The organism is Kutzneria kofuensis (assembly GCF_014203355.1).
GTDB classification, from domain to species: domain Bacteria; phylum Actinomycetota; class Actinomycetes; order Mycobacteriales; family Pseudonocardiaceae; genus Kutzneria; species Kutzneria kofuensis.
On the sequence record NZ_JACHIR010000001.1, the window covers coordinates 5389154 to 5411989 of the forward strand.

The following is a 22836-nucleotide window of genomic DNA, read 5'->3' on the forward strand; positions in this document are numbered from 1 at the left end:
CGCGTAGCGCGAGCAGGATCAGGCGAATCAGGCGTGCCCCCGGCAGGATTCGAACCTGCGCACCCGCCTCCGGAGGGCGGTGCTCTATCCCCTGAGCTACGGGGGCCCGTTGCTCAACGAGGAGAAGCTTACAGCACGGGGCGGAGGGGTTTGCACGGCCTACCGTTTGGCGGGTGGACGAGGTGATCACGGGGGATGGGCTGCGGCTGGCGGTCTACGTGGACGGGGACGCGGGCAACCCGACGGTGCTGCTGGTGCACGGGTTTCCGGACACGGCGAAGGTGTGGGATCCGCTGGTCAGGGAGCTGAGGAGCCGGTTCAGGGTGGTGAGGTACGACGTGAGAGGGGTGGGAGGGTCGGAGGCGCCGAAGAACCTGAGCGGCTTCGGGATCGAGAGGTTGGCGGACGATCTGAGGCGTGTGGCGGAGGCCACAAAAGGGCCAGTGCATCTGGTGGGGCACGACTGGGGAGCGGTGCAGGGGTGGCGGGCGGTGGCCGAGGGGAGCTTCGAGTCGTTCACGGCGATCTCGGGGCCGGATCTGGGGCACGCGAGCGACTGGTACCGGCGCAACTTCCCGTCGAGGGAGACGCTGAGCCAGCTGGCGAGGTCCTGGTACATGGGGGCGTTCAAGATCCCGAAGGTGCCGGATCTGTTCTTCCCGAGCAACGGCCTGGCGTTGTACCGGGCGAACATCGGGCGGAAGCACGAGCCGAGGCGCATAACCACCAGGACGCTGCAGATCGTGCCGACGAGGGACAGGTACGTGACGCCGGCGCTGACGGCATCGGCGGAGCCCTGGTGTGACGACCTGACGGTCAAGAAGGCGCCGGCGGGGCACTGGGTGATCAGGAGTCACCCGGAGCTGGTGGCGAGCTGGATCACGGAGTTCACGCTGGAAAGATAGATCCCCGTATTGAACTTATGCGCATGTCGCTATATGTTTCAAGAACCGGACGGGAAGGGACAGAGCGCGATGGGGCACGGACACGGGCACGGAAGCGCCTCGGGCCAGCACGTGGGACGCCTGTGGGCAGCCCTGGGCCTCGGCGCGACGTTCCTGGCGGTGGAAACGACCATCGGCGTCACGACGGGCTCCCTGGCCCTGATCTCGGACGCGGCGCACATGCTGACGGACGTCGTGGGCATCGGGCTGGCCCTGGCGGCGGTGCTCCTCGCGGCCCGGAACAACCAGAACCAGAACCGAACCTTCGGCATGTACCGAGCGGAGGTGCTGGCGGCGCTGGCCAACGCGGTGCTGCTGTTCGCGGTCGCGGGCTACGTCCTGTACGAGGCGATCGAGCGCTTCGCGGCCCCACCGGAGGTGCCGGGCCTGCCGGTCGTCATCACCGCGGTCATCGGCATCGCGATCAACGCGACCGCCTTCCTCCTGCTCAGGGACGGCGCGAAGGAGAGCCTGAACCTCCGGGGCGCCTACCTGGAAGTGCTGTCGGACCTGGTGGGCTCGATGGGCGTCCTGATCAGCGGTCTGGTCACGCTGACCACGGGCTGGCGCTACGCGGACCCGATCATCGCGGTCGCCATCGGCCTGTTCGTCCTGCCCAGGACCTGGGGCCTGGCCAAAAGGGCGCTGCGCATCCTCTTCCAGCACGCGCCCGAACGGGTGGACGTCGAGCAGCTACGTGTTGATCTCACTGCCCTGGACGGCGTGACGGAGGCTCATGACGTCCATGTGTGGACACTCACATCGGGCATGGAGGTGGCCTCGGCGCACCTGGCGGTCGCACCCGGGGCTGAACCGGCGGACGTGCTGGTCAGGGCCCAGAAACTGCTCGCCGACGACTACCGGCTGGAGCACGCCACGGTCCAGGTCGAGCCCCGCGACGCCACCGCGAAGTGCCGTGACCTGAGTTGGTGACGGCACCCGTTCGGGTGTCTTCTGGGAAAACCGCGTGGGTATCCCACCGGTGCTGCGTCCCACCTCTGTCACGGGTGAAGACGTGAGAGAGCGAAGGGGATGGACCACATGGGCAACGACCGCAAGGTGATCACGGCGAGGGTCGACTTCGGCTTCCTGGCCGCACACGACTTCCTGGTGCCGCTTGAGGTCGAGCTGCGCTACGACACGCTGGACCCGTTCGCGGTGGTGGCGGCGTTCCGGCCGGGCCGCGACGACTGCGTCGAATGGGCCTTCGCCCGCGACCTGCTGGCCGACGGCCTGATCGGCGACGCCGGTGAGGGCGACATCCGGATCAGGCCGTCGGACAGCGACGTGGAGATGGTCGTGGTGGAGCTGCACTCGCCGTCGGGCCAGGCGGTGTTCGAGGCCCCGGCGGAGGACCTCGCGGAGTTCCTGGACGAGACCTACGAGGTCGTCATGCCCGGCAACGAGCACCTGTGGGTGGACATCGACGCGGAGCTCACGCGCCTGACGTCGATGTCGTGAGGAACTCCTCCTTGATCTCCTTGGACCCGAACGGCCACACCTGCTCGGCCCGGGCCCAGATCAGGAACGCGATCACGCCGACGACCACCCATCCGATGGACAGCAGGATGGACAGCGTTCCGGCCGAGTAGTAGAGGAACGCCCAGCCGACCAGGGCGATGATCGCGGGCACCGGGTACAGCCACATCTTGTAGGGCCGCACCAGGCCCGGCTGCCGCCGCCGCAGCACGACCAGCGCGGCGATCTGGGCCACGGACTGCACGAGCACGATGACCGCGGTGAGCATGTTGATCACGTCGGTCAGCGGCAGCAGCGAGGCGATGGCGGTGATCACACCCATCACCAGCAGGCCGACGGTCGGGAAGTGCCCCTTCGGGTGCAGCTTGGCGAACACCGGCAGGAACAGCTTGTCCCGCGCGGCCTCGAAGGGCACCCGGGAGCCGCCGAGCAGGCCCGCGAACACCGACGCGAAGGCGGTCACCACGATGAGCACCGTGATCACGTTCGCGACTCCGGAGCCCCACGCGGTCGACACCGCCAGCGTGGCCACCGACGAGGACTTGGCCACGTCCTGCCACGGCACGACGCCCAGGATGCCGATCTGCAGCAGCAAATACAGGCCCATGATGCCGACGATCGACAGGATGATCGACCGCGGCAGCGTCTTGCCGGGCTCGCGCACCTCGGCGCCGAGGTAGGCGCTCGTGCTGTAGCCGAGGTAGTCGTACACCGCGAGCACGAGGCCCGCGCCCAGGCCGGTGAAGAACGGGCCGCCGAGCGCGAAGGTGCCCGGCGCGTAGTCGAACGCCATCGAGGCGTGGAAGTGGCTGTACGCGGCGATGATCACGGCCAGGATGCTGACCAGCATCACGCCGAAGAACACCGTGGTGAGCCGGGTGACGTCGCCGATCTTGCGGTACAGCAACACGATCACCAGGCCGGTGACGACCACTCCGACGATGTGTCCGAGCGTGTTGACGTTGCCGGTCTCGTCGACCACCGCCGGCCACAGCACGCCGAGGTACTGCACGAGGCCGATGACGCCGGTGGACATGATCAGCGGGATGAACAGCACCGCGGTCCACACGAACAGGAACGGCATCAGCCGCCCGGTCCGGTACTGGAACGCCTCCCGCAGGTAGATGTACGTGCCGCCGGCGCCGGGCATCGCCGCGCCGAGCTCGGCCCAGACCAGGCCGTCGGCCAGCACGATGATCGCGCCGATGATCCAGCCGAACACGGCCTGCGGGCCGTTCACGTCCGCGACCATGAACGGGATCGTCAGGAACGGGCCGATGCCGCACATCTGCGTCATGTTGATGGCGGTGGCCTGCCACGGCCCGATCCGCCGTTCGAGGCCCGCCTGCCCCTTCTGCGTGTCCGTAGCCACGCCCACCTCCCTGGCTCGAATTAGGAAAGGTTCTTAACATAAAGACCGTGTGGTGGGGAACACGCCGACGGTGACTGCCGTCGAAGTCGTGACCTGATCTTGCGTCAGACTTGGCCCGTGACGCCGTCCGGACTCTTCCCGGAGTCGTGGCTGCTCGCGTCCGCCGATCAGCGCACGGCGCTGGAGAAACAGCTGGCGGAGGCGGTCGGCGACGACCATCCGCTCGCGGTCACGCCGGTGGCCGCGGTGGCCCGTTGCGCGGGCTGCGGGCTGGTCGTCTACACGGCCGGCCAGGGGCGCGAGTTGGTCTGGACCATGGTGTCCTTCGGCCGGACGGCCCAGGTCGATCCGGGGGTGGCGGTGTATCCCACGTTCGCCGGTCTGCGCCGCGCCATGGCTGCTCACGCCCACTGATCCCGTGACCTCCTACTATGGGGGATCGGCGGGGCTTTGGCCCCTGGACACGGAGGCAGGCGGTGTGAGGGCGCCACAGGTCGGCACGCCCGCGAGCATGCGGGAGCTCAACCAGCGGATCGTGCTGGACCGGCTGCGACGAGGCGGCGCCGCGACCCGGCCGAGCCTGGCCAGGGACACCGGTCTGTCCAAGCCCACGGTCGGGCAGGCGCTGCTCGACCTGGAGCAGGACGGGCTGGTTCGGCCGGCGGGCCGCACCTCGGCCGGCCCCGGTCGGTCGGCGGTGCTGTACGAGGCCGATCCTGCGGCCGGGCACGTGCTGGGCATCGACATCGGCCGCGGCCGGCTCCGGCTGGCGGTCGCCGACCTGGCCGGCACGGTTGTGGCCAAAGTGGACGAACCCAACCGCTGTCGTTCGGCCAGCGCGTTGGTTCGCACGGTGCAGGACATGGCCACCGGAGTGGTGGGGCAGGCCGGCATGGCACTGTCCGATGTGGTCCTGACGGTCGTCGGCAGCCCGGGCGTGCCGGACCGCAGCGGCCGCATGCTGCACCTCGCGCCGAACCTGCCCGGCTGGGGCCGTCGCGGCCTGCTGGACGAGCTGGAGGCGGTGCTCGGCCCGAACCTGCTGGTGGAGAACGACGCCAACCTGGCCGCGGTGGGTGAGCGGGACCAGGGCGCGGCGCGCGGCGTCGACGTCTTCGTCTGCGTGAACGTGGGCACCGGCATCGGCATGGGCATCGTGGTGGACGGCCAGCTGTTCCGCGGCGCGCACGGGGCCGCCGGCGAGGTGGGCTACCTGCCGTACGGCTGGGTGGACACCGACTCCGAGGGCTGGACCCCGGCCACGCCGGGCATGCTGGAGCAGGCGGCCGCGGCGAACTCGGTGGTGAAGCTGGCCAAGGAGCAGGGCGTGCGCAACGCCGGCACGGCCCGTGAGGTGTTCCAGCTGGCCCGGCAGGGCGACCCCGGCGCGCTGGCGGTGGTCGAGCAGGAGGCGACCAGGCTGGCCTTCCTGGTGGCCTCGGTGTCGGCGGTGATCGACCCGGAGCTGGTGCTGCTGGTCGGTGGCATCGGCTCGAACACGGACCTGCTGATCGAGCCGCTGGAGAAGGCGATGCACGAGATCAGCCCGCTGTCGCCCCGAATCGCCCCCGGCGAGCTGGGTGAGGACGCGGTGCTGACCGGCGCGATCGCCACCGGCCTGCGGGCGGCCCAGGACATCGTCTTCGAGCGGCGCGGCGAGAATTTGGTGACGCAGCGCAGCGGTGTGAATGTTTAATTGAACCGTTTCACTCGTTTGGCGGAACCCAAGCCCGAGTTTGGTGGCATAGCGTAAGCGCCACCTCCTCGGGAGGGAAAAGGGTCGCACAGGGGATGAAACGAGGCAGGCCGAGACGGGGGTCAGGTCACCTCACGTTCGGGAAGCGGTCGCCGCGCCGCTTTCGCCGCTTCCCGAACGACACGAAGGGGCTGTCCCAACGGGACAGCCCCTTCGTCTTGCCTGGCAACGGTCAGTTCATCGGCAGCGGCTGCGCGTTCTTGGCCGCCAGCATCTGCTTGATCAGGTCGACCTCGGCGCTCTGTGACTTCAGGATGTTCTCCGCCAGCACCCGCACCGCGGGGACGGACGAGTGGTCGGCGGCGAACTGCGCCATCGGCGCGCCGCCGAGGTGGTGGCGGAGCATCAGCTGCAGGAAGTACGTGTCCATGTCCGGCCCGCTCATGGACTGCAGCTTGGAGATCTCCGCGTTGGTGGCGTAGCCGGGCATGTGGTCGACGCCGTCGGCCGGCATCTGGTTGCCGTTCATGCCCGGCATCCCGGCCATGCCGTCGCTGGGCCCGGCCATCCACGCCATGTAGCGCCCGGTCGGGGACTGCTCGGGCTGCCCCCACAACATGAGCCAGCCGCGCATCCGGCCCTCCTGGTCCAGCTGCGTGGACTCGATGTCGAAGGCCAGCTGCCGGATCTGCGGGTCCTGCGTGTGGTCGCGGGCCCAGTTGGCCATGGTCACGGCCTGCAGGTGGTGCACGCCCATGTCCTGGGCGAAGCCGACCTCGATCGAGCCGGGGCCGGGGTTGTTCGCCGCGGCGCCGCTGCCGGGCAGCTTGATCAGCAGCCCGACGGCGGCGCCGAGCAGCAGGATGGCGACGGCGGCGGCGGTCAGCACCAGCACCCGCGTGGTCGCGGAGACCGGCCCGGTGGGCAGCTCCTCCTCCGCGACCTCGTCGAGTTCCTCGGTCTCGGCCATCAGCTGGACGGCGAGGTGGTGGTCGGGGCCGTGGAACCCGACGGAGCGCCGGAGGCGGGCGGCATGCCGGGCTGCTGCTCGTTGGTGGCGTCCTGCGCGCCGGTGCCGGACATCGGCACGGCGTCCGGACCCGGCTTGGACGGGTCGAACGGCGGCGGGTTGTTCGGGTCGAACTGGCCCGGGCCGAGGGCGTCACAGCTGGCGCCGACCTCGGGGTACTCGTACTGGTTGGTGCGCAGCGCGGAGATGAACTCGTCGATGCGGGAGTCGCCGACGCTGTCCACCTTCAGCTGGTGGCCCCAGGACTGCAGGGAGACCGCCTTGTCCAGGCCCGGGTACGGCGACAGCATCATGAACTGCTTGCCGTTGACCTTGGCCTTGAGCGTGTCCAGGTCGGCGCCCTTGACCTTGTCCGGGTTGTAGGCGATCCACACGGTGCCGTGCTCCAGCGCGTGCACCATGTTCTCGTTGCGCACCGCGGTCTTGTAGACGATGCCCTGGCAGTCGGCCCAGAAGCCGTCGTGCGGCCCGCCGAACGGCGGCGACTGGTCGTAGGCCACCCGCTGGGTGGGCTGCACGTGCTGGCCGGACTTGTAGTCCTTGATCACGATGCCCGGGATCTTGGTGGACGGGTCCTTGTTGCTGTCGCTGGGCTGCCACTGCGCGAGCGCCGCCTGCGCGGCGTTCTGGGCGCTGATCTTCGCGTAGGCGTAGCCGAACACGCCGACGGCCAGCACCAGCACGACGACGACGGCGATGATGGTGCCCCAGGGCTTGCCCTTGCCGGCCACCACCTGTCCGCGCGCCGCGTTGACGACGTTCTTGGCGCCGCCCTTCTTCTTCCCGCCGGCCATCTCCCCGCCCTTGGCATCGTGAGCTGGACCACATCGGTCCAGACCTTCGGCGGCCAGTGTAGGGACCGGGCATGAGAATTCCGTCAGACCCGGACGGGCCCATGCGGCAGACCAGGGCCGTTCCACACCCCGGGACGGGAGTAACCCCGTCGCGACGTGCGGATACGCTCTCCTAGACTGCTCCGGTGACTCCAGCCGCTCTTGCCGACCTCGTCCGCTCCACCGCCGTCGATGTCCTCACGTCCCGAGGACTGGACACCGGCGTGCTCCCGGCCGAGGTGACAGTCGAGCGACCCCGCAACCCGGAGCACGGGGACTACGCCACCAACCTGGCCCTTCAGGTCGCGAAGAAGGCCGGCGTGGCGCCGCGGGACTTCGCCGGCTGGCTGGCCGAGGCGCTGACCAGCCAGGCCGGCATCGCCGCGGTCGACGTCGCCGGCCCCGGCTTCCTCAACCTGCGGCTGGACGCCGACGCCCAGGGCGCGATCGTGCGCGAGGTGCTGACCGCGGGCGCCGGCTACGGCCACAACACGCTGCTGGCCGGCCGGAAGATCAACCTGGAGTTCGTCTCCGCGAACCCGACCGGCCCGGTGCACCTGGGCGGCACCCGGTGGGCCGCGGTCGGCGACGCGCTCGGTCGTGTCCTCGAGGCCGAGGGCGCCGACGTGACCCGGGAGTACTACTTCAACGACGCGGGTGCGCAGATCGACCGGTTCGTCCGGTCGCTGGTCGCCGCCGCGAAGGGCGAGCCGGCCCCGGAGGACGGCTACGCCGGCGGCTACATCAACGACATCGCCGCCGAGGTGGTCAAGCGGGAGCCGAGCGTGCTGTCGCTGCCCGAGGCCGAGCGGAACGAGACGTTCCGGCAGGTCGGCGTCAACCTCATGTTCGACGAGATCAAGCAGACCCTGCACGACTTCGGCACCGACTTCGACGTGTACTTCCACGAGAACTCGCTGCACGAGTCGGGCGCCGTGGAGCGGGCCGTCGAGCGGCTGAAGGCCTCCGGCGACCTGTACGAGCAGGACGGCGCCTGGTGGATCCGCTCCAAGGAGTTCGGCGACGACAAGGACCGCGTCGTCATCAAGAGCGACGGCGCGCCGGCCTACATCGCCGGTGACATCGCCTACTTCCAGGACAAGCGCCAGCGCGGCTTCGACCTGTGCATCTACATGCTGGGTGCGGACCACCACGGCTACATCGGCCGGCTCAAGGCGGCCGCGGCGGCGCTGGGCGACGACCCGGACACCGTCGAGGTGCTGATCGGCCAGATGGTGAACCTGGTCTCGGACGGCAAGCCGGTGCGGATGAGCAAGCGGGCCGGCACGGTGATCACGCTGGAGGACCTGGTCGACGCCGTCGGCGTGGACGCGGCCCGGTACTCGCTGATCCGGTCCTCCGTGGACTCCGCCGTGGACATCGACCTGGACCTGCTGCGCAAGACCAACAACGAGAACCCGGTGCACTACGTGCAGTACGCGCACGCCCGGATCACGCGGCTGTTGGACAACGCGGCCGACCTGAAGATCGAGGTCGGCGACGTGGCCGACGCCGACCTGAGCCTGCTGACCATGGACCGCGAGGGCGCGCTGATCCGCACCATCGGCGAGTTCCCCAAGGTCGTCGCCACCGCCGCCGAGCTGCGCGAGCCCCACCGGGTGGCGCGGTACCTGGAGGAGTTGGCCGGCGCCTTCCACAAGTACTACGACACCAAGGGCGCCCAGGTGTTGCCCAAGGGCGACGAGGAGGTGTCGGCGCGGGCGGTCCCGCAGCTGCACCTGCTCCGCGCCACGCAGCAGGTGCTGCGCAACGGCCTGGCCCTGCTGGGTGTCACCGCCCCGGAACGGATGTAGACCGATGCGTGCCCATCCCGCCGGCCCACGTCACGCCGACGTGCTCGTGCCGGCGAACACCGCAGGACCCCGACCGTCCACTCCGGACGAACTCGACGCGTTGCCGGCCACCGTGTGGCCGCTGGGCGCCCGCCGCCGCGACGACGGCGTCGTCGAGCTCGCCGGCGTGGACGTGCGCGACCTCGCCGAGCAGTACGGCACGCCGCTTTTCGTCGTCGACGAGGACGACTTCCGCACCCGCTGCCGCACGCACGCGGAGGCGTTCGGCGACCCGGCGCTGGTGCACTACGCGTCCAAGGCGTTCCTGTCCGTGGAGATCGCCCGCTGGGTCGCGCAGGAGGGCCTCGGGCTGGACGTGTGCAGCGGCGGCGAGCTGGCCGTCGCGCTGCGCGCGGAGTTCCCGCCGGAGCGGATCGCCTTGCACGGCAACAACAAGTCCACCGCCGAGCTGGACCGGGCGGTCGAGGCCGGCGTCGGCGTCGTGGTGCTGGACTCGTTCCTGGAGATCGCCCGGCTGGACGAGATCGCGCGCCGGCGCGGCGTCCGGCAGGCGGTGATGATCCGCGTGACGGTCGGCGTCGAGGCGCACACCCACGAGTTCATCGCCACCGCGCACGAGGACCAGAAGTTCGGCTTCTCGCTGGCCGGCGGCGACGCCGCGGAGGCGGCCCGCCGGGTGCTCAAGGCCGAGGGGCTCAAGCTCGTCGGCCTGCACAGCCACATCGGCTCGCAGATCTACGACGCCGACGGCTTCGAGATCGCCGCGCACCGCGTGATCGGCCTGCTTTCCGCGCTGCACAAGGAACATGGTGACGACGCGCTGGCCGATCTGTCCACTGTGGACCTGGGTGGCGGCCTCGGCATCGCGTACATGCCGGACGACGACCCGCCGCCGCCCGGCCAGTTGGCCGAGCAGCTCCGTCAGATCGTCCGCAAGGAGTGCGAGAACGAGGGCCTGCCAGTGCCGCGCGTGGCCGTCGAACCCGGCCGCGCCATCGCCGGCCCCGGCACCGTCACCGTGTACGAAGTCGGCACGACCAAGGACGTCGTGCTCGGCGGCGGCACGGGCCGCCGCTACGTCAGCATCGACGGCGGCATGAGCGACAACATCCGCACCGCCCTGTACGACGCCGTCTACGACTGCCGGCTGGTGTCCCGCCGCGTCGACGAGGGTGTGCCGGCCACGCTGTCCCGCGTGGTGGGCAAGCACTGCGAGTCCGGTGACGTGGTGGTGCGCGACTGCTGGCTGCCGGCCGACATCGCGCCGGGCGACCTGCTCGCGCTGGCCGCGACCGGGGCGTACTGCTACGCCATGGCCAACGGCTACAACCGGCTGCCCCGTCCGGCGGTCGTCGCCGTCAAGGACGGCGAGAGCCGGTTGCTGCTGCGCAGGGAGACCGAGGACGACCTGTTCCGCCTGGAGGCATAGTCGTGAAACCCATCAAGGTCGCGATGCTCGGCTGCGGCACCGTCGGCACCGAGGTGGCGCGGCTGCTCACCGACCAGGCGGACGACTTCGCGGCCAGGATCGGGACGCCGGTCGAGCTGACCGGCATCGCGGTGCGCCGCCCGAACAAGCACCGCGAGGTGCCGGCCGAGCTGCTGACCACCGACGCCGACTCGCTGGTCGAGTCCGATGTGGACGTTGTCGTCGAGGTGATCGGCGGCATCGAGCCGGTGCGCTCGCTGCTGCTGAAGGCGTTGCGTGCCGGCAAGTCCGTCGTCACGGCGAACAAGGCGCTGCTGGCCGAGCACGGCCCCGAGCTGTACGCGGCGGCGGACGCCTCCGGCGCGGACATCTACTTCGAGGCGGCCGTGGCCGGCGCCATCCCGCTGCTGCGCCCGCTGCGGGAATCCCTTGCGGGGGACCGGATCACCCGCGTGATGGGCATCGTCAACGGGACCACGAACTACATCCTGTCGGCGATGTCGGCCACCGGCGCCGGCTACGCCGAGACGCTGGAGGAGGCCAGCCGCCTCGGCTACGCGGAGGCGGACCCGACCGCGGACGTGGACGGCTTCGACGCAGCGTCCAAGGCGGCGATCCTGGCCTCGCTGGCGTTCCACACCCGGGTCACCGCCGGGGACGTGCACCGCGAGGGCATCTCGGCGGTCACCTCCGCCGACATCGCGGCCGCGCGGGCGCTGGGCCGCACGGTGAAGCTGCTGGCGATCTGCGAGCGGGTCACCGACGACGAGGGCGTGGAGTCCGTCGCCGCCCGCGTGCACCCGGCGATGATCCCCAACAGCCACCCGCTGGCCTCGGTCGGCGGCGCGTTCAACGCGGTGTTCGTCGAGGCGGACGCGGCCGGCCAGTTGATGTTCTACGGCCAGGGCGCGGGCGGCGCGCCGACGGCCAGCGCCGTGCTCGGCGATCTTGTCGCCGTGGCCCGCAACATCGTCGCCGGCGGGCGCGGTCCGCGCGAGTCGGCGTACGCGGAACTGCCGGTGCGCCCGATGGGCCAGGCCAGCACCCGCTACCACATCAGCCTGGACGTGGCCGACCGGCCGGGCGTGCTGTCCCAGGTCGCCGCCGTGTTCGCCGAGCACGACGTGAGCATCGCCGTGGTGCGCCAGGAGGGCCGCCCGGTGGACGCGAGCCTGGTCGTGGTCACGCACGCCGCGTCGGACGCGGCGCTGCGCGGGACCGTGGACAAGATCGCCGGGCTGCCGGTGGTCCGTGAGGTCGTCAGCGTGATGCGGGTCGAAGGGGAAGAGTCATGATCACTGCCATCCGTCCGGGCTGGCCGGGGGTCATCGCCGCGTACCGGGACCGCATCCCGCTGCCGGCCGACGCCGAGATCGTCACCCTGCACGAGGGCGGCACGCCGCTCGTGGCGGCCAGGCACCTGTCCGAGCTGACCGGCTGCCAGGTCTTCCTCAAGGTGGAGGGTGCGAACCCGACCGGCTCGTTCAAGGACCGCGGCATGACCGCCGCGATCAGCCTGGCGGTGGCGCAGGGCTCGAAGGCCGTGATCTGCGCCTCCACCGGCAACACCTCCGCGTCGGCCGCCGCCTACGCCGCCAAGGCCGGGCTCACCTGCGCGGTTCTCGTCCCCAGCGGCAAGATCGCGCTCGGCAAGCTGGCCCAGGCGGTCGCGCACGGCTGCCGCATCCTCCAGGTGGACGGCAACTTCGACGACTGCCTGGAGCTGGCCAGCAAGACCGCGGTGGAGTACCCGATCACGCTGGTCAACTCCGTCAACCCGATCCGCATCGAGGGCCAGAAGACCGCCGCCTTCGAGGTGTGCGACGTGCTCCGAAAGGCGCCGGACGTCCACCTGCTGCCGGTCGGCAACGCCGGCAACATCACCGCGTACTGGAAGGGCTACACGGAGTACGCGGCGGACGGTGTGATTGCCGCTACGCCAAGGATGTTCGGCTTCCAGGCGGCCGGTGCGGCGCCGCTGGTGCAGGGCACGCCGGTGAAGCACCCGGAGACGATCGCCACCGCGATCCGCATCGGCAACCCGGCGTCGTGGGACGGCGCGGTGGCCGCACGTAACGAGTCGGACGGTTTGATCGACGCTGTCTCCGATGACCAGATCCTTGCCGCGTACCGGTTGCTGGCCTCGCGTGAGGGCGTCTTCGTCGAGCCGGCCTCCGCCGCGAGCGTCGCCGGCCTGCTGCTGACGGCCGAGGATGGCAGGCTGCCCAAGGGTTCCACGGTGGTCTGCACCGTGACCGGTCACGGGCTGAAGGACCCGGACACGGCGCTGAAGGGCCTGCCGGAGGTCGAGGTGCTGCCGGTGGAGCCCGGCGCGGTCGCGCACGCCCTGGAGCTGGTGTGAGGGCGGTTCACGTCCGGGTGCCGGCGTCCACCGCGAACCTGGGTTCCGGCTTCGACGCGCTGGGCATCGCGCTCGGCCTGTACGACGAGGTCGAGGTCGAGGCGGCGGATTCCGGGCTGCAAGTGCATGTCGAGGGTGAGGGCGCCGGGCAGGTGCCGCTCGGCGAGGACCACCTGCTGGTGCGGGCGGTCCGTGCCGTCGACGGCGTGCCGGATGGCCTGATTGTCCGGTGCCGCAACACGATCCCGCACTCCCGCGGCCTCGGCTCGTCGGCCGCCGCGGTGGTCGCGGGCGTCGCCGCGGGCTACGCGCTGGCCGGGAAGACGTTGGATGACCGGGCGTTGCAGCTGGCGGCCGAGTTCGAGGGGCACGCCGACAACGCGGCGGCCAGCCTGCTCGGCGGCCTCGTGCTGGCCTGGGGCGAGGGCGAGAAGGGGCAGTGCTACCGGGCCGTTCGCCTGGAACCGCACGCCGACCTGCACGCCATGGTGTTCATTCCGGCCACGGAGTCGTCGACGAAGACCACCCGCGGCCTGCTTCCCGCGCAGGTGCCGCATGTTGACGCCGCGTTCGCGGCCGGACGGGCAGCGCTGGCGGTGCATGCCGTGACGTCCGCGCCGGAACTGCTGTTGCCCGCCACGGAGGACCGACTGCACCAGGGTTATCGCGAACCGGCCTGGCCGGACACGATCCGTGTTGTCGAAGCGCTGCGCGCGGCCGGCTTCCCGGCCACCGTGTCCGGGGCCGGCCCGACGGTGTTCACCCTGGTCAGCGGCGATCGGGAGGTGCCGGCGACGGTCGACCTGACCGGCTTCGACGCGCGGCGGCTGGAAATTGACCGGGACGGCGTACAGGTTCGGCCGATCGGTTGATTTCGGCACAAAGTCCAGGTGGGGGGTGTTGCCCGAGGTTGCGCCACGCCGGGGGCGGTTGTTGCACCATGGCGGCGTGCCGTCTACCCTCAGGGTAGATCAGTCACCGAGCGCACGGGCGCCGGTGTCGTGCCCGGGCACTCGTCCCGGTACGCATCTCCCGATCGGAACGTCTGTAGTCGACGTCTGGCGGGATACCCGGCCGCTGTGGTGACCGACAAGTCCCGTGTTCGCGGGTTTCCGGCCCGCTCACGGGCGACCGCGCCGTTCAGCTTTCGGGACGGCGCCAGCTGGTCCAAGTAGGAGGCTCGGACCGGTCAGGAAGGACATGTGTGAGCAACACCGATCTCTTGGGCAGCGACGCGGTGCCCGCCGCGCCGGGTTCCCAGCAGGACTCGGCTCCTGCCCCCCGTACCGAATCCAAGGAGACCCCGCTGACCACCACGAAGCGCCGCGCAGGACTGTCCGGCATGGTGCTCGCGGAACTGCGCGAGCTCGCCGGTCAACTCAACATCAGCGGCACCGCGGGCATGCGCAAGGGTGACCTGATCGCCGCGATCAAGGAGCGCCAGGGGTCTGCCGGCGGTCGCGCCGAGACCGCCGAACTGCCGCTGACCGGCGTCACCGCGTCCAAGCCTGCCCGCCGTACCTCGGACAAGTCCCGCGCCGCCGACGCCAAGAAGGCCGACTCCCCGAAGGTCGAGTCCGCCAAGGCCGAGGCCCCGCCCGCCCCCGTCGAGGCCGCTCCGGCCGCCACCGCTGAGTCGACCGGCGGGGCCCTTGCGGAGACCGCGCCCGCGCCCCGGCAGAGCGAGGAGGAGGGCGGCCGCCGCAACAACCGGCGCCGTCGCGCCGCCGGCCGCCCCGCCGGCGCTCCGGACAGCTCCGACCAGTCCGCCGGCCAGCAGCAGTCGGGCGAGCGCCAGCAGGGCGAGCGCCAGGACCGCCAGCAGGGCGGCGAGCGTCAGCACGACCGCAACGAGCAGCGGGGCGAGCGCCAGCAGGGCGACCGCAACGAGCAGCAGCGCGACCGGGGCGACCGCCAGCGCGGCGACCGCAACGACCGCGGTGACCGCAACGACCGCGGCGACCGGCAGCAGAACAACCGGCCGGACAACCGCCAGCAGGACGACGACGACGAGCGCGGCGGCCGCCGCGGGCGCCGGTTCCGCGACCGCAGGCGCGGCCGCGACGGCGCCGAGCGCGGCCAGGGCGGCGGCGACACCGAGGTGCGCGAGGACGACGTCCTGCTGCCCGTCGCCGGCATCCTGGACGTGCTGGAGAACTACGCCTTCGTGCGCACCTCCGGCTACCTGGCCGGCCCGAACGACGTGTACGTGTCGCTGTCGCTGGTGCGCAAGTACGGCCTGCGCCGCGGCGACAACATCACCGGCGCGGTGCGCCAGCCGCGCGAGGGCGAGCAGCAGCGGCAGAAGTTCAACCCGCTGGTCCGGGTGGACACCATCAACGGGCTCGAGCCCGACCAGGTGCGCAACCGGCCGGAGTTCACCAAGCTCACGCCGCTCTACCCGAACGAGCGCCTGCGCCTGGAGACCGAGCCGCACATCCTCACCACCCGCGTCATCGACCTGGTGATGCCGGTCGGCAAGGGCCAGCGCGCGCTCATCGTGTCGCCGCCCAAGGCCGGCAAGACCTCGGTGCTCCAGTCGATCGCCAACGCGATCACCACGAACAACCCGGAGTGCCACCTGATGGTCGTCCTCGTGGACGAGCGTCCGGAAGAGGTCACCGACATGCAGCGGTCGGTGAAGGGCGAGGTCATCGCCTCCACCTTCGACCGCCCGCCGGGCGACCACACCTCCGTGGCCGAGCTGTCCATCGAGCGGGCCAAGCGCCTGGTGGAGATGGGGCACGACGTGGTCGTGCTGCTGGACTCGATCACCCGTCTCGGCCGCGCCTACAACCTGGCCGCGCCGGCGTCGGGCCGCATCCTGTCCGGTGGTGTCGACTCGACGGCGCTGTACCCGCCGAAGCGCTTCCTCGGCGCCGCGCGCAACATCGAGGGTGGCGGCTCGCTGACCATCTTCGCGACCGCGCTGGTGGAGACCGGGTCGACCATGGACACGGTCATCTTCGAGGAGTTCAAGGGCACCGGCAACGCCGAGCTCAAGCTGGACCGGCGCATCGCCGACAAGCGGGTCTTCCCCGCCGTCGACGTCGACCCGTCCGGCACCCGCAAGGAGGAGCTGCTGCTCCCGCCGGACGAGCTGGCCGTGATGCACAAGCTGCGCCGCGTGCTGCACGCCCTGGACAGCCAGCAGGCCATCGACCTGCTGCTGGACCGGCTGCGCAAGAGCCGCACCAACATCGAGTTCCTGATGCAGGTGGCGAAGACCACACCGGGCAGCAACGGCGACTCGGACTGATGTCGTAACCACGAAGGAAGGGCCTTTCCCCGAGGGGAAAGGCCCTTCCTCGTGTTCGGGGACCCATTGCGGGGGGCGTGTGGTCCCCGGGTGACGGGACGAGGGATGTCCCGGTGGCTGGTCAGTGACGCGGGACCGCGGCCGGGGTCCAGCCGCGGTAGTTGTTGAAGTAGTTGACGCCGCCCATGGCCTTGGTGACGTGGCCGATCTTGCTGTTGACGCTGGTGGCCCAGAAGCCACCGGCGCCGTCGGAGATGCCGACGTGGCCGTAGGCGCTGATGTCCCAGTAGACGAAGGCCCCGAGCGGCGGGTTCTTGTCGCCGGGGTGCTTGGGGGAGGCGCCGTTCCAGTGCGCGTTGGCCGAGGCCCACACGCCGGTGGTGCCGTAGGCGTTCTCGGCGGCCTTCTCGCAGTAGCCCTGGTAGGCGGTGCTGCCGTTGTGCGCCTTGTACCAGGCGACGGCGCCGGCGGCGGTGCCGTCGCCGGCCGACATGGGCGCGGCGACGACCGCGGGCGCGGCGGAGGCGGCGGCCAGCGGGACGGCGCTGATCGCGGTGACGGACAAGGTGACGGCTAACGCGGCCTTCGCCGCGGTGCGCAGAAAACTGTTCACGTCGTGACCCCTTGAGAAAGTGAGTTCTTGACGAGCTGCGCACGACGCTATGGGCGTGACCGAGGACACGTCACCGGCGATTGCCGTGACCGGAAACGCGAGCGCCTGGTCACGCCCCGTGGTCAGACGAAAGTTGGTAGTCCGAGCGCTCCCACACGCAGACCGCGACCGTCGCGATGGCCGCCGGCACGCCGATCGCGACGCCGACCAGGCTGGGCAGCGACGCCCAGCTCAGGGCGATTCCCGTGACCAGCACGAGCACGGGGTAGCCGCGCGCGATCCGGCGCAGCCGCTCCCGCCGGCCCCATGCCACGCCGGAATGCAGCGCCGCCGTCACCCCGGCCGCCGCCCCGAACACCGGCGCGGACAGCGGCTCCATGCCGTCGCCGACGCCCAGCGCCAGGCTGGCGCCGCCGACCAGGCCCAGCACCGTGGCCGTGAACAGCACCGGCACGGTCAGCCAGAGCGCGACCGGCAGCGGCCGCGCCGGCGAGCAGGCGTCCAGTGCGCACGACACGGGGCACAGTGTGGCGAATAGGCCATTCGGCGGGCGGGTGAGGTCGGCAAAAGGGTCGCCGGCAGCGCTCAGCGGGCCGTCGCGAGCGGCGAGTGGTCGGTGGGGAACAAACCCGCCCCCCGGCCTGTTTCAGCAGGTGTCGGGCCGTCTGGCAGAATGGACGGTCGAGTCAGGCTCCGGTTCACCCCAGCACCAGCCACGGGGACCCGGCGGCCGCCGATGAGAGGAAGCAAGGATGAAGGCCGGCATTCACCCGGAGTACGTGGAGACCACCGTGACCTGCGGTTGCGGCAACACCTTCACGACTCACAGCACCAAGAGCTCGGGCGCGATCCACGTCGAGGTCTGCTCCAACTGCCACCCGTTCTACACGGGCAAGCAGAAGATCCTGGACACCGGTGGCCGGGTCGCCCGCTTCGAGGCGCGCTACGGCAAGCGCAAGAAGTGACATCCGAGATCTGACGAAGCAAACGTCTAGAGGGCCCCGTAGCCACTGGCTGCGGGGCCCTCTCGCGTGGTGACTCGGCCCGGATCTGGGGGTGCTCCGGGCCCGGCCCTGCCCGCACGGATGCGGGCGCGGTGGTGCCGTGTTCGTGCTGGGAATGTGTTCGTACGCCGGGACGGCGCCGGCTGGGGGCTACCGACGCCGCCACGGTCTCGCATCGCCCCACCGGGGGCTCTCCCGGACCCCGGCGGGTTTCGACGGCACCAAGACTGCTCCTGGCGCCCCCGCCCGCTCATCGTCAAAATTGGGTATTCGACGCTAACGGTTGCCAAGTAACGAGATCACGGATGTTTCGGTGACCGAGATTCATACCCGGATGCCGGATAACGCGTCCGGCCGGCCGCTCGATAGGCCGGTTGGTTGAATCATCATCAAGCGGTCGCTCTCCCACGACCGCGCCGACGTTGTGGGCAGGGGGCTGCGCATGACAGGGCAGGCATGGTGGGCACGGATACCCGCGTCCCGCATCACCGTCGTGCTGACGGCGGTGGCGGCGCTCGCGGTCAACCTCTCCCCGGCCCGCACGCTGATCCCGGACCAGTCCGGCCAGCTGGTGATCGTGCTCCTGGTCGCCGGCCTCACAGCCTTCGGCTCCCTCGCGGCCTTCATGCTGTCCAGACTCGACGACAGCAGAGGTATCGCCGGTCTGGCCGCCGCCGTAACGGTCTACGCGCTGGTCGTGCTGCCGGCCACGGTCGTCGCGTTCACCGGCGACAGCGCCGATCACCTGATGAGCGTGCTGCGGGCGAGCGGCGCCCTGGTCTTCCTCGTGCTGATGACCTTCGCGCTCGTCCCGCGCCAGCCGGCATGGACGACGGGCTGGCAGGGCAGCCTGCTCGGCGTCGTCACGAGCGTCGCGCTGGCCATGATGATCGTGGCAACGCCGCCGCTGAACGAGGCGCTGATCGTGACCGGCGCGCTCGTGCGCGTGCTCATCGTCGCATGGACCGGCATCTCCGCCGTCTACATGTACTACGGCCTGCGCAACCGGCTGCCGCTCGCGTACCGGTTCGGCGGCGGCATGCTCATCGTCGCCGTCGCCCAGGTGCTGCGCGAGACCGGCAACCTCGGCCTGGGCAGCATGAGCCTGCGGCTGCTCGGCGCGGTCATCATGTGCGCGGCGCTGGCCCGCAGCCTGCGCGAGCGTTTCTCCACCTCGCAGCTGCGCGTCGACCGCATCGCCGAGTTGGACCACGAGCTGCACAACGTGCTGGCCGGCCTGGACGGCATGACCCACGTGCTCAGCCACGCCGGCAAGGACGACCGGGAGCTGCTCAGCGAGGCCGTCCGCGAGGAGATCGGCCGCCTGCGCAACCTGCTCGACCAGCGCTCCGAGCCGCCGGGCTGCGCGGTCGATCCGGTGCTCACCAGGATCGTCACGCTGCGCCGCACCAACGGCCTCGACGTCGAGCTGGACGTGGAGCCCGGGCTGCGCACGACGATGCCGGCCGACGCGTTCGCCCAGGTCGTGACCAATCTGCTGGCCAACTGCGAGCGGCACGCGCCCGGGGCGAAGGTGCAGGTCAAGGCGCGCGCGAACGGCCGCAGCGTGCACGTCGAGGTGCGTGACGACGGCCCCGGCCTGGCGCCGGAGGTACGCGGCAAGGTGTTCCGGCGCGGCGTGCACGACCGGACCCGCGGCGGCAGCGGGCTCGGGTTGCACCTCAGCCAGCAACTGGTCGGCGCGTCCGGCGGATCGCTCTCGCTGCGGCCCGGCGTCGACGGCCACGGCACCGTCGCGGCACTGGCCGTGCCTGCGGGCCGCCCGTGATGAAGCCACCCGTTCTGGTGATCGACGATCACGCGATCGTGGCCACCTCACTGGTGTTGGCGTTGCGGGGACAGGGCATTCCGGCCCGCCGCTGCCCGGTCACGTCCGAGGCGGAGATCATCGCCGAGGCGGAGTCCGGCGAGCGCGGCCTGGCGCTGCTGGACATGGACCTCGGCCTCGACGTGGACGGCGCCGACCTGGTGCTGCCGCTCAAGGCGGCCGGCTGGCAGGTGCTGGTGGTGACGGGCTCGTCCAGCCGCAACCGGATCGCCGCCGCGGTGGTGGCCGGCGCGATCGGCTGGGTGTCCAAGTCGGCGCCGTTCGAGCAGCTCGTGCAGGCCGCGGCCGCCGCCGTGAACGGCAGGTCGATGCTGTCCGAGCAGGAGCGTCGCGAGCTGTACGAACTCCACCGCGGCGACCAGGACCGGACCCGGCTGCTGGACCGGCTGACGGTTCGCGAGCGCGAGGTGCTGGACCGGCTTGCCGCAGGTCAGCGGGCCGCGAAGGTGGCCGAGGAGTTCGTCGTGTCGGTGGCGACGGTGCGCAGCCAGATCCGGTCGATCCTGGCCAAGCTGGAGGTCGGCTCCCAGCTGGAGGCCGTCGCGCTGGCCCGATCGGGTGGGAGCTCGAGCCGTTAGGCACACTAGGCGGTGTGACCAGACCCGTCCCTGAGGCCCTCGAGGCGCTGCTGTCCGAGTACGTCGAGCTGGAGGAGCGGCTCGCCGACCCCTCGGTGCACGCCGATCAGGCGACGGCCCGCAAGCTCGGGCGCCGCTACGCCGAGCTGACGCCGGTGGCGCGCACGATCCGCGAGCTGGAGCAGGTGCGCAACGACATCAGCGCGGCCGAGGAGCTGGCGGACGAGGACGCGGCGTTCGCCGCCGAGGCCGACGAGCTGCGGGAGCGGGTGCCCGAGCTGGAGCAGAGGCTGACCGAGCTGCTGCTGCCGCGCGACCCGCACGACGGCTCCGACGTCGTCATGGAGGTCAAGTCGGGGGAGGGCGGCGAGGAGTCCGCGCTGTTCGCCTCCGACCTGGTGCGGATGTACCTGCGGTACGCCGAGCGGCATGGCTGGAAGGCCGAGATGCTCGACGCCACCGACTCCGACCTGGGCGGCTACAAGGACGCCACGCTCGTGTTCAAGTCGAAGGCCGGCGACCTCGACGGCGTGTGGGCGCGGCTGAAGTTCGAGGGCGGCGTGCACCGCGTGCAGCGGGTGCCGGTGACCGAGTCGCAGGGCCGCATCCACACCTCCGCGGCCGGCGTGCTGGTCTACCCCGAGGTCGAGGACGTCGAGATCGAGATCGACGAGAAGGACCTGCGGGTGGACGTGTTCCGCTCGTCCGGGCACGGCGGCCAGAGCGTCAACACCACCGACTCGGCGGTCCGCATCACGCACCTGCCCACCGGCATCGTGGTGTCCTGCCAGAACGAGCGGTCGCAGCTGCAGAACAAGGCCCGCGCCATGGAGGTGCTGCAGTCCCGGCTGCAGGCCATGGCCGAGGAGAAGGCACAGCTGGAGGCGTCGGCGAACCGGCGCAGCCAGGTCCGCACGGTGGACCGCTCGGAGCGGATCCGCACGTACAACTTCCCGGAGAACCGGATCTCCGACCACCGGATCAACTACAAGGCGCACAACCTGGACCAGGTCCTCACCGGCGATCTGGACCCGCTGCTGGACGCGCTGGCCGAGGCCGACCGCGCGGAGCGGCTGGCCGCGGTGGGCGGCAATGGCTGACGTGCGCCACCGGCAGCCGCTGCGGCTGGCCATCCTCGACGCTGAGCGGATTCTGGCCGCCGCGGGCATCGACAGCGCGCGGTTCGACGCCGAGGAGATCGCCGCACACGTCGTCGGCGTGGAGCGGATGAAGCTGCCGCTGGTGCCGCTGGTCGACCCGCAGGTGATCGACGGCATCGGCAAGCTCGTGCACCAGCGGGCCAAGCGGATTCCGTTGCAGCACCTGCTGGGCTGGGCCCCGCTGGGACCGATCACAGTGGACGTCGGTCCCGGCGTTTTCGTGCCACGGCCGGAGACCGAGCTGCTGCTGGAATGGGGTTTGGCCCAGCTGCAGGGCAGTGCTCGATCTTCTGGCAAGCGCCCAGTGGTGGTCGACCTGTGCACCGGCTCGGCCGCTTTGGCGTTGGCGATGGCGCATTGCCGGCCGGACGCCGTCGTGCACGCGGTGGAGATGGACCGGTCCGCGCTGGCCTGGGCGCGGCGCAACGCCGACAAGCAGGTCGCCGCCGGCGACACCCCGATCCGACTGCACGCCGCCGACGTCACCGCCCCCGGCGTACTGTCCGAACTGGACGGTTCCGTCGACCTCGTGCTGTGCAATCCCCCTTACGTGCCAATGGGAACCGTGGTGCCGCCCGAGGTCGCCGACCACGACCCCGTGCAGGCCGTGTTCTCCGGCGGCGACGGCCTGGACGTCATCCGGCACGTCGTCACGCTGGCCGCGCGACTGCTCGCCCCCGGCGGCGGCGTCGCCATCGAGCACGACGACACGCAGGGCGAGTCCGTGCCGGCGTTGCTGGCGTCACGGCGGGTGCTGACCGATGTCGTGGACCACAACGACCTGGCCGGCCGGCCCCGTTTCGCTACCGCACGGCGGAGTTAGCCACCATCGCGTCGAAGAGGGGCGACGTCTGCGCCCAGTCGGCCGCCGGGGCCGAGGCGTAGACGTCATACTGGGTGCCCCCGGCGTTCCAGTACAGGATCTTCACGTGCCGCGGCGCGCCGTTCAGGGCGTAGGTGAACTCCCACAGCACGGCCGGGTTGTTCAGGTACTTCTGCTGGCTCATCTGCACCCGCTGGTAACCCGGCTGGGTGGACCAGGACTGCTTCTCGTACGCGGTGAGCCAGGTGTAGAGGTCGGCCTCGCCGGCCACGCCCTGGTAGCGCACGAACCGGCCGCTGGCGCCGCCGTTGCGCGGGTCGTCGGCCTGGAAGCCGTTGCGGATGGAGCTGATCTTCCAGCCGTCCGGGATCACGGTCACCAGCCCGGACGGGCCGCTGACCTGCTGAAATCCCTTCGGCGGGCCGGTCGGCGCGGTCGAGCTCGGCGCCGGAACGGCGGCGGGGATGCCGGCGACGGCGGCAGTGCCGTGCGAGGCCAGCAGCGCCACGCCGATGAGGCCGCCCGCGACGAGGTAGCCGACCGCCGCGACCAGCGCCAGCTGTAGTGGAGTGCGCACGGCCCTCCCCGTCC

At 70.9% G+C, this 22836-nt stretch carries 22 protein-coding genes and 1 tRNA gene; 16 read left to right on the forward strand and 7 right to left on the reverse strand.

The window, feature by feature from the left end:
- Positions 1-34 precede the first annotated feature (34 nt).
- Positions 35-106, reverse strand: a tRNA-Arg gene (locus BJ998_RS24955).
- 67 nt (positions 107-173) lie between these two features.
- Here BJ998_RS24955 and BJ998_RS24960 point away from each other — a divergent pair.
- The 3 genes from BJ998_RS24960 (at position 174) to BJ998_RS24970 (ending at position 2405) form a co-directional block, all read left to right on the forward strand.
- Positions 174-905 carry an alpha/beta fold hydrolase gene (locus BJ998_RS24960; protein ID WP_184865357.1) on the forward strand — a complete coding sequence of 244 codons (732 nt, stop codon included), beginning with the start codon at positions 174-176 and terminating at the stop codon, positions 903-905.
- Between the two features lie 69 nt (positions 906-974).
- Positions 975-1877 (forward strand): cation diffusion facilitator family transporter, encoded by a 903-nt coding sequence (locus BJ998_RS24965; RefSeq protein WP_184865358.1) that lies wholly within the window; start codon positions 975-977, stop codon positions 1875-1877.
- Positions 1878-1985: 108 nt separating this feature from the next.
- On the forward strand, positions 1986-2405 hold the full coding sequence (locus BJ998_RS24970) for an SsgA family sporulation/cell division regulator (RefSeq protein WP_184865359.1): 420 nt from the start codon (positions 1986-1988) through the stop codon (positions 2403-2405).
- Here the strand turns inward: BJ998_RS24970 and BJ998_RS24975 are convergent.
- Entirely contained in the window at positions 2380-3795 is a 1416-nt protein-coding gene (locus BJ998_RS24975) for an APC family permease (protein WP_184865360.1), read from the reverse strand. The genes BJ998_RS24970 and BJ998_RS24975 overlap by 26 nt on opposite strands.
- A gap of 117 nt (positions 3796-3912) precedes the next feature.
- Between BJ998_RS24975 and BJ998_RS24980 the strand changes: the two genes are divergently transcribed.
- Positions 3913-4209, forward strand: coding sequence for a hypothetical protein (locus BJ998_RS24980; RefSeq protein ID WP_184865361.1), 297 nt, complete (start codon positions 3913-3915; stop codon positions 4207-4209).
- Positions 4210-4306: 97 nt separating this feature from the next.
- Positions 4307-5491: an ROK family transcriptional regulator gene (locus BJ998_RS24985; RefSeq protein WP_184868915.1), complete on the forward strand. Its 1185-nt coding sequence runs from the start codon at positions 4307-4309 to the stop codon at positions 5489-5491.
- A gap of 232 nt (positions 5492-5723) precedes the next feature.
- On the opposite strand, the gene BJ998_RS24990 is transcribed toward BJ998_RS24985, so the two are convergent.
- Positions 5724-6461, reverse strand: a complete 738-nt coding sequence (locus tag BJ998_RS24990; protein WP_184865362.1) for a DUF305 domain-containing protein — start codon at positions 6459-6461, stop codon at positions 5724-5726.
- On the reverse strand, positions 6461-7315 hold the full coding sequence (locus BJ998_RS24995; RefSeq protein ID WP_184865363.1) for a thioredoxin-like domain-containing protein: 855 nt from the start codon (positions 7313-7315) through the stop codon (positions 6461-6463). Before BJ998_RS24995 ends, BJ998_RS24990 begins: the two co-directional genes overlap by 1 nt.
- 185 nt (positions 7316-7500) lie before the next feature.
- Here BJ998_RS24995 and argS point away from each other — a divergent pair, with 185 nt between their 5' ends.
- From argS to rho, 6 genes are all read left to right on the forward strand, one after another.
- Positions 7501-9168: an arginine--tRNA ligase gene (gene argS, locus BJ998_RS25000; RefSeq protein ID WP_184865364.1), complete on the forward strand. Its 1668-nt coding sequence runs from the start codon at positions 7501-7503 to the stop codon at positions 9166-9168.
- Positions 9169-9172: 4 nt separating this feature from the next.
- A complete protein-coding gene (gene lysA, locus BJ998_RS25005; RefSeq protein ID WP_184865366.1) occupies positions 9173-10597 on the forward strand; it encodes a diaminopimelate decarboxylase in 1425 nt (474 codons plus the stop codon).
- A 2-nt stretch (positions 10598-10599) separates the two neighbouring features.
- On the forward strand, positions 10600-11892 hold the full coding sequence (locus tag BJ998_RS25010; protein WP_312890318.1) for a homoserine dehydrogenase: 1293 nt from the start codon (positions 10600-10602) through the stop codon (positions 11890-11892).
- Entirely contained in the window at positions 11889-12959 is a 1071-nt protein-coding gene (gene thrC / locus BJ998_RS25015) for a threonine synthase (RefSeq protein ID WP_184865368.1), read from the forward strand. The genes BJ998_RS25010 and thrC overlap by 4 nt, the downstream gene beginning before the upstream one ends.
- Positions 12956-13831, forward strand: coding sequence for a homoserine kinase (thrB, locus tag BJ998_RS25020; protein WP_184865370.1), 876 nt, complete (start codon positions 12956-12958; stop codon positions 13829-13831). The genes thrC and thrB overlap by 4 nt, the downstream gene beginning before the upstream one ends.
- A gap of 332 nt (positions 13832-14163) precedes the next feature.
- The gene (gene rho, locus BJ998_RS25025; protein WP_184865372.1) at positions 14164-16218 is read left to right on the forward strand and encodes a transcription termination factor Rho; all 2055 of its coding nucleotides are present in this window, start codon (positions 14164-14166) and stop codon (positions 16216-16218) included.
- A gap of 121 nt (positions 16219-16339) precedes the next feature.
- Here the strand turns inward: rho and BJ998_RS25030 are convergent, their stop codons facing one another.
- Both BJ998_RS25030 and BJ998_RS25035 read right to left on the reverse strand, forming a co-directional pair.
- Positions 16340-16831 (reverse strand): CHAP domain-containing protein, encoded by a 492-nt coding sequence (locus tag BJ998_RS25030; protein ID WP_312890319.1) that lies wholly within the window; start codon positions 16829-16831, stop codon positions 16340-16342.
- Positions 16832-16940: 109 nt separating this feature from the next.
- A complete protein-coding gene (locus tag BJ998_RS25035; protein WP_184865374.1) occupies positions 16941-17348 on the reverse strand; it encodes a hypothetical protein in 408 nt (135 codons plus the stop codon).
- Between the two features lie 235 nt (positions 17349-17583).
- On the opposite strand from BJ998_RS25035, the gene rpmE reads away from it, so the two are divergent.
- The 5 genes from rpmE to prmC all read left to right on the forward strand — a co-directional run bounded on the left by rpmE (position 17584) and on the right by prmC (position 22245).
- Positions 17584-17796, forward strand: coding sequence for a 50S ribosomal protein L31 (gene rpmE / locus BJ998_RS25040; RefSeq protein WP_184865376.1), 213 nt, complete (start codon positions 17584-17586; stop codon positions 17794-17796).
- Between the two features lie 481 nt (positions 17797-18277).
- On the forward strand, positions 18278-19624 hold the full coding sequence (locus BJ998_RS25045; RefSeq protein ID WP_184865378.1) for a sensor histidine kinase: 1347 nt from the start codon (positions 18278-18280) through the stop codon (positions 19622-19624).
- On the forward strand, positions 19624-20262 hold the full coding sequence (locus tag BJ998_RS25050; RefSeq protein WP_184865380.1) for a LuxR family transcriptional regulator: 639 nt from the start codon (positions 19624-19626) through the stop codon (positions 20260-20262). The genes BJ998_RS25045 and BJ998_RS25050 overlap by 1 nt, the downstream gene beginning before the upstream one ends.
- A gap of 14 nt (positions 20263-20276) precedes the next feature.
- Positions 20277-21362, forward strand: coding sequence for a peptide chain release factor 1 (gene prfA / locus BJ998_RS25055; RefSeq protein WP_184865381.1), 1086 nt, complete (start codon positions 20277-20279; stop codon positions 21360-21362).
- Entirely contained in the window at positions 21355-22245 is an 891-nt protein-coding gene (prmC, locus tag BJ998_RS25060; protein ID WP_184865383.1) for a peptide chain release factor N(5)-glutamine methyltransferase, read from the forward strand. The genes prfA and prmC overlap by 8 nt, the downstream gene beginning before the upstream one ends.
- Here the strand turns inward: prmC and BJ998_RS25065 are convergent.
- Positions 22226-22822: a serine/threonine kinase C-terminal domain-containing protein gene (locus BJ998_RS25065; RefSeq protein ID WP_184865385.1), complete on the reverse strand. Its 597-nt coding sequence runs from the start codon at positions 22820-22822 to the stop codon at positions 22226-22228. The two genes, prmC and BJ998_RS25065, sit on opposite strands and share 20 nt — an antisense overlap.
- Between the last annotated feature and the right edge of the window lie 14 nt (positions 22823-22836).